Here is a 12,052-nt window from a genome sequence, read left to right as displayed (position 1 = left end):
ATATCTTGCCGTACTGCTTGTCAAAATTTAGCAGCAGAAATGTTAGTCGTGCTAAGATTTATCTTAAGATACTTAAGATAAAGCTCCTTAGGCAAAAACATTTATGAAAATCTATTTAGTGGGTGGCGCTGTACGTGACGGCATTTTATCACTTCCAGTCAAAGATAAAGACTATGTGGTAGTGGGCGGTTCAACCGAGGAGATGTTCGCCCTTGGCTATAGTCAAGTTGGCCGTGATTTCCCCGTTTTTTTGCACCCTAAAACCCAACAAGAATATGCCTTAGCACGTACCGAAAGAAAAAGCGGCCAGGGGTATTCTGGTTTTAGCTGCGATGCCAATAAAGAGGTAACACTGGAACAGGATTTACTGCGTCGCGATCTAACCATTAATGCCATGGCCCAAGATGACCAAGGCAATCTATACGATCCCTATGGCGGCATGGCGGATATTGAAAGTCGCCAATTACGCCATGTGTCGGATGCATTCATTGAAGATCCATTACGGGTTCTGCGGGTTGCCCGATTCGCGGCGCGTTTTGCCCACCTTGGTTTTACTATCGCCCAAGAAACAATAGCACTGATGCAAAGTATCTGTGACTCAGGCGAGTTAGCGTATTTAACGCCTGAGCGCGTGTGGCAAGAGCTAGATAAAGCTTTAAGTAGTCAGAACCCTGAAGTCTTTTTTGAGCAGCTGCGTAGTTGTGGGGCGCTTAAGGTGCTATTTCCAGAGATAGATGCCTTGTTCGGCGTACCTCAACCTGAAAAATGGCATCCAGAAATTGACTCAGGCATTCATACCATGATGGTATTGCAAGCCTCGGCTAAGCTCACTGATAAAAAAACCATTCGTTTTGCCGCTTTGGTTCATGATTTAGGTAAGGCCATCACCCCTGCAGAGCTTTGGCCAAAACATCATGGGCACGGCCAAAAGGGCTTACCGATAATCAAAAAGCTAGTACAAAGAATTAAAGCCCCAAATGAATACAAGGAATTGGCACTGCTGTGCAGCGACCAACATCAAAATATCCATAATGCGCTAGAGTTACGCGCTGAAACCATTATAAAGATTTTTGATAAGGGTGATTTTTGGCGCAAACCGCAACGCTTAACAGACTTACTATTATGTTGTCAGGCCGATATTCAAGGTCGAACAGGTTTTGAGCAAGCGCAGTATCCTCAAAGCGAGTTTTTAACCCATTGCTTTAACATTGCTAAAGAGGTCGATGTGCAACAGGTGATTAGTGATGGGTTTAAGGGCGCAGAAATTAAACAGCAGTTGAGCATACGCAGAGCTGAGGCCATTAGCCTGTATAAAAAAAGCCAAGTACAATAAGCGTTGCAATTGTAACGTTTAAGCATTCGTGATGCACTAAACGAAACCTTAGCACTACTTCAATATCAGAGTGATTAACCTAATACTAACGCCGTAGATTATGCCTTTTTACAAATTTCTACAGATGAATATCCTTATATTAATTGGGTTTACGCTGTTTTTTATGATTTTTTTTGCCAATTTGTGTAGCAAAATACAATAGCTGTGACATAATTAAAAGGCTGTTGGGTATTACTCCTCAGCAACTTATTACAACCTATAATGAAGGGATTTTCCATGAACAAGAAAGTATTAATGATTGCTGGTGTTGCTATGACTGCTCTTATCGGTGGTTGTGCAAACACTACTGCTTTAGAAGAAAGTGTTGCTAACCTAGGTAACAAAGTTGATCAACTATCTTCTGAAGTTAGCTCTTTAAAATCAGAGCAAAGCAAATTATCTGCTGATGTGAAAGATTCTAAAGCAGCTTCTATGGACGCTCAAGCTGAAGCTAAGCGTGCAAACGATCGCATCGATAACATGGCTTCTTCTTACAAAAAGTAAGAAACCATGAAAATTAGCTTATTTTTATAGGTTGATTATTAAGGCTTGAACATAGTAAACAGACTTAAGTCGTTTACCATTTCAAGCCTTAATTGTATCTGCAGGATTAAATCAACATAAGGGCATGCCGCGCAAACGTTAACTCTGTAATAAACTTACTTGGCTTCTGCTAGCTTTGCAGTAATCAATACATAATCAAATTCTAACCCTGTCACAGGATGACTCTTAATTTGATGCTTTAATTGATCATTAACCCGCCATGCAAGGTGGTTCATCTCCAACAGTGTCATCGCTTGTTCGCCGCTCACATCACCAGTAAAGCTAATCGATTTTGTATTAACCACTTCAATCTGCTTGGGTAAATTCAACTGCAATGGCTTTTCCGCTAAATTGTCATATACCTGCTGCTTCAGTTGCCATAAATGCCGAGGACCGGGCACTAACATTAATAATCGACCGCTGTCTTTTAACACCCTTAGGCACTCTTTACCTTTTAAAGCCACGTCAAATAGCGACACGATATCTAAACTGTTATCAGCAAAAGGTAACTTCTTATAAGGGGTAAGGATTAGACTAGCTGGGGTATTTTCTTTGCTGGCTGCAAATAGTGCGTTCTCAGCTTCAGAAACGCCCCAATGGCTAACATCAACATTAGTGCTGGTAGCAAGGTGTCGCAAATATAGACCATCTGCACAGCTAAAATTCAGGTGCTGTAGTTCGGTGCGCCCATCAATCAATTGATTAAATGACTCACTCAGTTTATCCATTAACGGTTTAAATAAGTCTTCAGCCATAAGAAAGCGTTTCGAGCGCAGTTGCTGACGTGACTCATTCGCGCCCTTGAACTTGGTTGAGGTAACAAAGGATAAATAGCCTTGGGCATTTTTATCAATATGATGCTTATTATCACAATAGTAGCCTGCTGAGGCCTGATGATAATGCAATGCTGTCGCACACTTAGGGCAGATCAAAATTGAGTTCATTACAGAAAACGTCCTAGACTTTACAGCTAAATTTAAGGAATAAAAAACGGGTGATAACACCCGTTTTTTATTTTATTAATCATTGATGATTTTGTCTCTCATAATGATTAATCTATTGTGGTTTATATTACAGGAATATAAAGCCACATAATACTGCGCCAAGAGTTAGGCGATACAGCACAAATGGGGTCATGCCAATCTTGCTGATAATTTTCAAGAAAAAGTAAATACAAGTATAGGCTGCAAAAAACGAAACCACGATACCCAGTAGCACCTCACCGTAATTAATCACCAAGTCACTTGAAACGGCATCTTTAGTCATTAAAATCGCCGCACCTAAAATCACCGGTATTGACATTAAAAATGAAAAGCGTGCTGCAGCTTCTTTGTTTAGACCTAACATCAAAGCGGCGGTGATGGTAATACCTGAACGTGACGTGCCTGGAATAATCGCCAACGCTTGAGCAAAACCAATTAATAGCGCCTTTCTCCAACCGGTTTGATACTCGGTTAGCTCATTACGGGCCATTTTATCACCGACCCACAACAGCAAACCAAATATAACTGTTGTGATAGCAATTACCCCAGGGCCACGAAGGTAGGTTTCGATTAAATCTTTTGCCATAAAGCCAAAGAACACCGCCGGTAATGTCGCTAAAATGATCCACCAAGCTAATTTACTGTCTTGGGTATGAACACCTTTAACCATGCTCGCTATCCACGCATTGAGCATGAGCCATATTTCTTTTCTAAAATAGATCACTACCGCTAATAATGAACCAATATGAACAGCGACATCAAAGAAAAGACCTTGATCTTGCCAGCCTAAAACTTGCGCCGGCAAAATCAGGTGAGCGGAGCTTGAAATCGGTAAAAACTCTGTTAGCCCTTGAATGATGGCAAGTATAATAACCTGAATGGTTTCCATGATTGTCCTTTATAATATTAACGTGTCAGTGTTGCAGGGAAGTCAAACTCAATCGGCCAAATATGCTGGCTAGATTTATCGTAATTATCCCAAAGTAATTGATAGGGTTGATGCGTTATTGGGTGAGTTAATTGCGGCGCAATTTCTGCCAGCGGCCACAATACAAAAGCATTAAATAAAATCTCACCTCGAGGCAGTTCAACCGGTTGCTGACAAATTTCATTATCATAAAGCAGTAAGTCGATATCTAAACTTCGTGGACTAAATTTTTTTTCACCGCGAATGCGGCCATTTTGCTTTTCTATTCGTTTAAAGCTGGCAACCACCTCAGCAATACTCATATCGGTATCAGCTGCGGCCACCATATTTAAAAAATTGGTACCTTGAAACCCAACTGCTTCACTTTCAAACATCCTTGATAACTGTAATGGGCCAAATTGCTGCTGCAAATCAATTAATCCTGACTGCATGTGTGCAACAGGGTCAATATTAGTGCCTAGACTGATATAAATACGTGCCATTAACTCACTCTGTAATATAAAGAACAAACATGAAAAGATGATTAAATAGTGCTAAAACATGTTACTAAAATTGACCGCGCTCAATAACCACACCAACAGAGACTGCAGTAGGTACCGCACCAGGTTTCATCACTGTCACTTTAACGCCTTCAACCTTAAATTCAGTCATCAAACACTCGGCAATCATTTCTGCGACAGTTTCAATTAGCTCAACGGGTTTTTGAGTGATTAATGCAGTGAGGCGATTAGACACACTTTCGTAGCACAAGGCATGTTGATAATCATCAGTGGCAGCAGCCATTTTATTATCCCAAGCCATATCTAAATCGATGAGCAATATTTGCTGTATTTGTTTTTCCCACTCGTAGATCCCTATTACAGTTTCAATTTTTAGCTCGCGAATAAGTACTTTATCCATGCTTTCTCCGAGTTTTACTCATTTTTTTAAAAAAACAGCCTAAAAAAGCTGATAATGACATCAATTAACCGTTATCATGATTTTTGTCTTTTTCCTGAGCAACTAAAGCAGTAGGATAATGGCTAGCTATTTATGAATGATAACCATTCTAAATAGCGTTTTAAAAGCTGATAATAACCATTAAGATCAAGTGATATAAATTAATGGGCGATGATACCCTAAGAAGACTAAGGACACCAATTTGAGCGCTGTTACAATCACAATATTGATGATTATAACCGCCTACCTAGCCGGTTCTATTTCAAGTGCCATTTTGGTTTGTAAATTAAGAGGTTTACCCGACCCTCGCACTGAAGGCTCAGGCAACCCTGGGGCAACCAACGTACTTCGTATCGGTGGCGCAAGCTCTGCTGCCTTAGTTTTATTTTTCGACATGCTTAAAGGCGCCGCGCCCAGCTATTGCAGCTACTTACTCGGTCAAGATGCGGTGTCATTAGGGCTCATTGCCATCGCAGCTTGTTTAGGCCACATCTACCCGCTCTTTTTTAACTTTCAAGGCGGCAAAGGCGTAGCGACTGCCTTTGGCGCGATGGCTCCTATTGGCGGCGATTTAGCCGCCATGTTAATTATTACTTGGTTAGTATTTGTAATTATTACTCGCTATTCATCATTAGCCGCCATTTTAACCGCAATACTTGCACCAGTTTACACATGGTGGTTAGACGAGCGCTTTGTCATTCCAGTGGCAATGCTCTCTTTATTAATTGTCATTCGCCATAAAGATAATATTAAGCGCTTGAGAGTGGGCGAAGAAAGCAAGCTTTCCCGTAAGAAAAAACAAGCTAACTAGTTTTAACTCAAACTATCTAACTGATTATATTATTGATATAAAAAAACCTAAGCCATGGCTTAGGTTTTTTCATATCAGGTAATGACTTAATTACACAGCAGACAAGGTATCTAATGGCCAGCGCGGCTTGCCTTCTACCTCTAACGACTCCACCTGCCCAGCTTTTAAGCGCTGTAAGCCAGCAAAAGCGATCATTGCACCATTATCGGTACAAAACTCACCTCTTGGATAAAACACCTCACCATTTAACTTAGCCATCATGGTCGCTAAATTTTCTCTTAACCGAGTATTAGCGCTCACTCCACCTGCTACAACTAAGCGATTATAACCTGTTTGTTTTAATGCGCGTTGACACTTAATCGCTAAAGTATCCACCACTGCCTCTTCAAAAGCGCGGGCAATATTGGCTCTTGTTTGCTCATCATCAGGCTCTTTAGCGATGGTATTTGCGGTAAAGGTTTTTAAGCCTGAAAAGCTAAAATTAAGCCCTGGTTTATCTGTCATTGGTCGAGGGAATTTATAACCTGCCTCAACACCTTTTGCTGCTAACTTAGCTAAACGTGGCCCACCAGGGTAATCAAGCCCCATCAGCTTAGCGGTTTTATCAAATGCTTCACCAGCAGCGTCATCAACCGATTCACCTAACACCTGATAACGGCCAATGCCTTCTACTTGCACTAACATTGAGTGACCGCCAGATACCAGCAGAGCAAGAAAAGGGAACTCAGGCGCATCATCTTCAAGCATTGGCGCTAATAAATGCCCTTCCATATGGTGAACTCCAATTGCAGGCTTGTCCCACGAATATGCCAATGAACGCCCAACACAAGCGCCGACTAATAGCGCGCCAATTAATCCAGGTCCTTTAGTAAAAGCGATGCCATCAATATCATCAACAGTAGAGTTAGCCTCTTTAAGCGCCTGCTTAATCAATGGAATAATTTTACGCACATGATCACGAGATGCTAATTCAGGCACAACACCACCATAATCTGCATGTAATTTCACTTGGCTATATAAAGCATGGGATAATAGTCCCTGCTCATCATCATAAACAGCGATTCCAGTTTCATCGCATGATGTTTCAATACCTAAAACCCGCATAGCATCTCGTCTTGATAAATTTGTAAGGGCGGCAATTCTACCTGTTGAGAAGATTTTATTCCACCAAGCATAATCATCAGTCTCAAAAAAATGACACCTTGATTGTCATTTGCGATTAACAAAGGGGTTTACAAAAGCATCGTAATCGATGTAGAATTCGGCACCATTTTAAATAGCCTTGGTTAATCTACCAAAACAGGTAGTGCCAAATTAACTACACCTAAGGGGTGATGGCGTATGCCAATTATTAAAGTACGTGAAAACGAACCATTCGACGTAGCTCTTCGTCGTTTCAAGCGCTCTTGTGAAAAAGCAGGTATCTTAGCTGATGTTCGCGCTCGTGAATTCTACGAGAAGCCAACTTCTGCACGTAAGCGCGCAAAAGCTGCCGCTGTTAAGCGTCTAGCTAAGAAGCTTTCTCGCGAAAACGCACGTCGCGTACGTTTATACTAATCTCACTATGAGCCTAGTCGAACAGCTAAAAGACCAAATGAAAGAAGCTATGCGTGCCAAAGATAAGGCGCGTTTGGGGACAATTCGTATGGCACTGTCTGCCATTAAACAGATTGAAGTGGATACCCGCGAAACTCTGACTGATGAACAGACAATAGCCGTTTTAACCAAAATGGTAAAACAACGTCGCGATTCTATAACTCAGTATGAGTCAGCAAATCGCCCGGAGTTAGCAGCAGCTGAAGCAGCAGAGATTCAAGTCATTGAAACTTTCTTGCCTTCTCCTTTAACAGAAGAAGAAGTTGCCGCAATCATTGATGAAGCTATCTCTCAGGTAGGTGCATCAACCATGGCGGATATGGGCAAAGTAATGGGAGCATTAAAATCTAAGGTTCAAGGTCGTGCAGATATGGGTGCCATTGGCAGTCTAATCCGTGCTAAATTAAACTAACAGATCGTTAATGTGTGAATAAGCCGTGCACCTTGCACGGCTTGTTTGTTTTATCTATTTGGTAATGCGAGACCTATAGCATTTATGGCGATACCTCGTGACTTTATCAATGAGCTAATAGCTCGAACTGACATTGTTGATCTAATTGATCACCGTGTACCTTTGAAAAAAGCAGGGAAAAATCACTCTGCATGTTGTCCTTTTCATAGCGAAAAATCACCTTCTTTTACCGTCAGTCAAGACAAGCAATTTTACCACTGCTTTGGTTGTGGTGCTCATGGCAACGCCATTGATTTTATCATGGAATATGACCGACTAGAATTTGTCGATGCCATTGAAGAGCTTGCCGGTAAACTCGGACTCGAGGTACCAAGAGAGCAAGGTACTGGTCCTAAAAAAGATCAAAGTTTAAGTCGTGACTTATACCAATTGATGGAAGAAGCGAATCTTTATTATCAAAATCAATTGCGTCAACACAGCGACAAACAAAAAGTTGTAGATTATTTAGAATTCAGAGGGCTCTCCAGTGATGTTGTAGAGCATTTTGGAATCGGTTTTGCGCCAGATGGTTGGGATGGACTATTAAGTCGATATCGCCAAAACCCTGCAGCACAAGACAAATTACTCACCGCCGGAATGCTAATTGCCAACGATAATGGCAAGCGATATGACCGCTTTCGCGATCGGTTAATGTTTCCTATTCGCGACCGCAGAGGCCGAGTTGTTGGCTTTGGTGGTCGAGTTTTAGGCGATGGAACACCAAAGTACTTGAATTCGCCAGAAACGCCCATATTTCATAAGGGAAATGAGCTTTACGGTCTTTACGAACTCAAGCAAACCCATAGAGACCCACAACAAGTATTAATTGTTGAAGGCTATATGGACGTTGTGGCGCTTGCCCAATTTGGTGTTGATTATGCCGTTGCATCACTTGGCACAGCAACAACCGCTGAACAATTTCAGCTGTTAGTGCGTAGTGCTAAAGAAGTCATTTGTTGTTACGACGGTGACCGAGCAGGTAAAGAAGCCGCTTGGCGTGCACTAGAAACCGCACTGCCTTTATTAAAGCCTGGTGATGTCGTTAGGTTTATGTTTTTACCTCAAGGCGAAGATCCAGATACCATGGTTCGCCAAGTAGGCAAAGACGGTTTTGAAGAGTTAATGGTCAGCGCCCTCGACTTACCGGCGTTTTTATTTGAGACCTTAACCAGTAAATTCGGTAGTGATAAAAGCTCATTGGCTAAACAAGCTATGTCGCTAATCGAACGTGTTCAAGACACTGTGTTACAGAATTTATTATTAGAAAATCTCGCCCATAAAATTGGTATGAATAGCGCAGATGATCTAAAGAAAAAGTTAGGTTTTGCAGTAAAACAGCAACAACCTATGAATAAAAAAGGTTTACAAGGGCGTGGTACCCCACTGCGATTAGCCATTGCATTATTAGTACAACGTCCAGAGTTAGGATATGGCTTAGCTGTACAACCCTCACTTGCACATTTAAAGATTGCTGGCATCGAATTGCTCAGTGATTTATTGAATTTAACTCGAGACCGAAAGTTAAACAGCGCACAACTACTTGAGATTTATCGTCAGCATGAACAAAAAAATGCGTTGATAAAATTGGCCCAATGGGACCACCAAGTGGCGGATGAAAACCTAGTTCAAGAGTTTAAACAATCCCTGATCTGGTTGAACAATCAATATATTGAACAACGCTATCAGGAACTGAGTCTTAAACAAACTCTAAATAAAGCTGAAAAAATTCAGCTCACGAAGCTTATTTCTATAATGAAAGGCATTGCTAAATAACATCTTTTATTAAAAAAATGTTCCCTTAAGTCATGTCATGGACTAGCGTACTTTAGTTCATAGAGCTATAATTGACGATTTGCTTGACACTTTGCCTCGGCAGGTGTCCAGTCGTTATTTCAGTTACCAACTTGGATGATATCTATGGAGCATACTCCGCAGTCGCAACTTAAATTGTTGCTTGCTAAAGGTAAAGAGCAAGGTTATTTAACCTATGCTGAAGTCAATGACCACTTGCCAGCTGACATGGTCGATTCTGATCAGATTGAAGATATTGTCCAGATGATCAATGACATGGGCATCCGCGTGTTTGAACAAGCGCCAGATGCCGATGACATGATGATGTCTGAGGACAACACCGACGAAGATGCAGCAGAAGAAGCTGCAGCAGCGCTTGCAACGGTAGAAAGTGAATTAGGTCGTACCACTGACCCAGTACGTATGTATATGCGTGAAATGGGTACAGTTGAGTTATTGACTCGCGAAGGCGAAATCGTCATCGCAAAACGTATTGAAGAAGGCATTAATACGGTTCAAAGTTCTGTCTCTGAATATCCGCAAGCGATTGCGATGATTTTAGAGCAGTTTGATAAGTATGAAGCTGACGAAATACGTTTAACTGACATTATCGCAGGTTTTGTTAACCCTGATGATGATGACGTAGCACCAACAGCAACACACGTTGGTTCTGAGTTATCAGAAGAAGAGTTAGAAGACGAAGATGATGCCGAAGATGCTGAAGACGAAGAGGAAGGCCCAAAAGGTCCAGATCCTGAAGAAGCTAAAGAGAAGTTTACTCAATTACGCGAAGTGTTTGAAAAAGGCTTAGCTGTTATTGAGAAAAAAGGCCGTGATCACCCTGAAGCCATCGGTGCTTTATTTGTCATTGGCGAGCTTTTCAAAGAATTCCGTTTAGTACCAAAGCAATTTGATCGCTTAGTAAAAAGCATGCGTTCTATGATGGATCGCGTACGTGTACAAGAACGTTTAATCCTTAAGCTTTGTGTTGAACAAGCTAAAATGCCAAAGAAAAACTTTGTTAAGTTCTTCACCGGTAATGAAACTGACTTAACTTGGTTCCATGCTGAAATGAGCAGTAATAAGCCTTATGCTGAAGGCTTACGTATGGTTAAAGACGATGTGATTCGTTGTAGCACTAAACTTGCTGCTATCGAAGAAGAAACCGGCTTAGTCATTCGCGCAATTAAAGACATCAACCGTCGTATGTCAATCGGTGAAGCAAGAGCTCGTCGTGCGAAGAAAGAAATGGTTGAAGCGAACTTACGTCTAGTAATTTCTATTGCTAAAAAGTACACCAACCGTGGCTTACAGTTCTTGGATTTGATTCAAGAAGGTAACATTGGTTTGATGAAAGCAGTAGATAAGTTCGAATACCGTCGTGGTTATAAGTTCTCAACTTATGCAACCTGGTGGATCCGTCAGGCGATTACTCGTTCAATTGCTGACCAAGCACGTACCATTCGTATTCCAGTACACATGATTGAAACGATTAATAAACTTAACCGTATTTCACGTCAAATGTTACAAGAAATGGGCCGCGAACCAACACCTGAAGAATTATCAGAGCGCATGTTAATGCCAGAAGATAAGATCCTTAAAGTGCTGAAAATCGCTAAAGAGCCTATTTCAATGGAAACACCTATTGGTGATGATGAAGATTCGCACTTAGGTGACTTCATTGAAGATAACACGCTTGAGCTACCATTAGACTCAGCAACAAGCGAAAGTCTTAAAAATGCCACTCATGAAGTGCTAGCAGGCCTAACAGCCCGAGAAGCTAAAGTGTTACGTATGCGTTTTGGTATTGATATGAATACCGACCATACCCTTGAAGAAGTGGGTAAACAGTTTGATGTAACCCGTGAACGTATTCGTCAAATTGAAGCAAAAGCACTACGTAAATTGCGTCACCCTTCTCGCTCAGAAATCTTGAAGTCTTTCTTAGACGAATAGAGTCTCACTAAGAAGTTGCAACAATAATGAAAGCCCGTTAATTCGGGCTTTTTTTTGCCTCAAAATTACTTTATTTAATATAAAAAACCTCATGATTGCTTAACAGATAACCAATTGAATCTTTTAGTCACAATTCTCAGCAATTGGCGGGTGACAACCGTGAATAAACTTCGTATACTTCTTTCCGCTTTCGATAGTGACGACTATCTTAAGTCGGCCCCTTAGCTCAGTTGGTTAGAGCATACGACTCATAATCGTCAGGTCCCCAGTTCGAGTCTGGGAGGGGCCACCAATTTATTGATAGGCCGCTTGGATTTATTCAAGCGGCTTTTTCATGTTTAAAATTTTAACTTTAGCGAAATACCAACAAATATCAACATCATCATTCCACGTAGATAGCGGCTGAAAACTCACAAATGATGTAAGTCACTAAATAGTTCTAGCTGCTTTATCATGACTTTAATTCCACTGTTAGCCTAAAGACATCAAACTAACATTCCATTGATTGCAAATAACACTCAAAGCGTTTTTATATTTGGCTGCCTTACTGAAATTTAACAAAAACACATACCCCAAATGATAACTTCACAAAAAATTGATCTAAAACACAGTTTATTTGTATTATTATATTAAATTAAACCTACTACTGTTACATCGCTGTTTGCCATGACATTTTGGCTCA

The 12,052-nt window shown here is 41.1% G+C and carries 12 protein-coding genes and 1 tRNA gene; 8 read left to right on the top strand and 5 right to left on the bottom strand.

Features of this window, described 5'->3' with window-relative positions; all coding sequences use genetic code 11:
* The first annotated feature begins 103 nt into the window (after nucleotides 1-103).
* Both AB4140_RS02915 and AB4140_RS02910 read left to right on the top strand, forming a co-directional pair.
* Complete coding sequence (locus AB4140_RS02915; protein WP_102531387.1) at nucleotides 104-1,333, top strand: multifunctional CCA addition/repair protein; 1,230 nt, start codon at nucleotides 104-106, stop codon at nucleotides 1,331-1,333.
* Nucleotides 1,334-1,609: 276 nt separating this feature from the next.
* Nucleotides 1,610-1,876, top strand: coding sequence for an Lpp/OprI family alanine-zipper lipoprotein (locus AB4140_RS02910; RefSeq protein ID WP_076542485.1), 267 nt, complete (start codon nucleotides 1,610-1,612; stop codon nucleotides 1,874-1,876).
* Nucleotides 1,877-2,031: 155 nt separating this feature from the next.
* Here AB4140_RS02910 and AB4140_RS02905 read toward each other — a convergent pair whose 3' ends face one another.
* From AB4140_RS02905 to folB, 4 genes are all read right to left on the bottom strand, one after another.
* The gene (locus AB4140_RS02905) at nucleotides 2,032-2,859 is read right to left on the bottom strand and encodes a methyltransferase domain-containing protein (protein ID WP_102439270.1); all 828 of its coding nucleotides are present in this window, start codon (nucleotides 2,857-2,859) and stop codon (nucleotides 2,032-2,034) included.
* 127 nt (nucleotides 2,860-2,986) lie between these two features.
* Entirely contained in the window at nucleotides 2,987-3,787 is an 801-nt protein-coding gene (locus AB4140_RS02900) for an undecaprenyl-diphosphate phosphatase (RefSeq protein ID WP_102439271.1), read from the bottom strand.
* 17 nt (nucleotides 3,788-3,804) lie between these two features.
* Nucleotides 3,805-4,308 carry a 2-amino-4-hydroxy-6-hydroxymethyldihydropteridine diphosphokinase gene (gene folK / locus AB4140_RS02895; RefSeq protein ID WP_102439272.1) on the bottom strand — a complete coding sequence of 168 codons (504 nt, stop codon included), beginning with the start codon at nucleotides 4,306-4,308 and terminating at the stop codon, nucleotides 3,805-3,807.
* Between the two features lie 64 nt (nucleotides 4,309-4,372).
* Nucleotides 4,373-4,726 (bottom strand): dihydroneopterin aldolase, encoded by a 354-nt coding sequence (folB, locus tag AB4140_RS02890; RefSeq protein WP_102439273.1) that lies wholly within the window; start codon nucleotides 4,724-4,726, stop codon nucleotides 4,373-4,375.
* A 241-nt stretch (nucleotides 4,727-4,967) separates the two neighbouring features.
* On the opposite strand from folB, the gene plsY reads away from it, so the two are divergent.
* Entirely contained in the window at nucleotides 4,968-5,576 is a 609-nt protein-coding gene (gene plsY, locus AB4140_RS02885; RefSeq protein WP_102439274.1) for a glycerol-3-phosphate 1-O-acyltransferase PlsY, read from the top strand.
* 90 nt (nucleotides 5,577-5,666) lie between these two features.
* On the opposite strand, the gene tsaD is transcribed toward plsY, so the two are convergent.
* Nucleotides 5,667-6,680, bottom strand: coding sequence for a tRNA (adenosine(37)-N6)-threonylcarbamoyltransferase complex transferase subunit TsaD (tsaD, locus tag AB4140_RS02880; protein ID WP_076541076.1), 1,014 nt, complete (start codon nucleotides 6,678-6,680; stop codon nucleotides 5,667-5,669).
* 237 nt (nucleotides 6,681-6,917) lie between these two features.
* Here tsaD and rpsU point away from each other — a divergent pair, with 237 nt between their 5' ends.
* The 5 genes from rpsU (at nucleotide 6,918) to AB4140_RS02855 (ending at nucleotide 11,662) form a co-directional block, all read left to right on the top strand.
* A complete protein-coding gene (gene rpsU, locus AB4140_RS02875) occupies nucleotides 6,918-7,133 on the top strand; it encodes a 30S ribosomal protein S21 (protein WP_055024252.1) in 216 nt (71 codons plus the stop codon).
* 7 nt (nucleotides 7,134-7,140) lie between these two features.
* Nucleotides 7,141-7,584 (top strand): GatB/YqeY domain-containing protein, encoded by a 444-nt coding sequence (locus tag AB4140_RS02870; protein ID WP_102439276.1) that lies wholly within the window; start codon nucleotides 7,141-7,143, stop codon nucleotides 7,582-7,584.
* 84 nt (nucleotides 7,585-7,668) lie between these two features.
* Nucleotides 7,669-9,396 carry a DNA primase gene (dnaG, locus tag AB4140_RS02865; protein WP_102439277.1) on the top strand — a complete coding sequence of 576 codons (1,728 nt, stop codon included), beginning with the start codon at nucleotides 7,669-7,671 and terminating at the stop codon, nucleotides 9,394-9,396.
* A 144-nt stretch (nucleotides 9,397-9,540) separates the two neighbouring features.
* Nucleotides 9,541-11,370, top strand: a complete 1,830-nt coding sequence (gene rpoD / locus AB4140_RS02860) for an RNA polymerase sigma factor RpoD (RefSeq protein WP_102439278.1) — start codon at nucleotides 9,541-9,543, stop codon at nucleotides 11,368-11,370.
* 215 nt (nucleotides 11,371-11,585) lie between these two features.
* Nucleotides 11,586-11,662 (top strand) — tRNA-Ile (locus AB4140_RS02855).
* Nucleotides 11,663-12,052 lie beyond the last annotated feature (390 nt).

It is taken from the genome of Shewanella sp. 10N.286.51.B2 (genome assembly GCF_041469265.1).
Lineage (GTDB): Bacteria > Pseudomonadota > Gammaproteobacteria > Enterobacterales > Shewanellaceae > Shewanella.
This window is presented reverse-complemented; position numbering and strand designations above follow the sequence as displayed.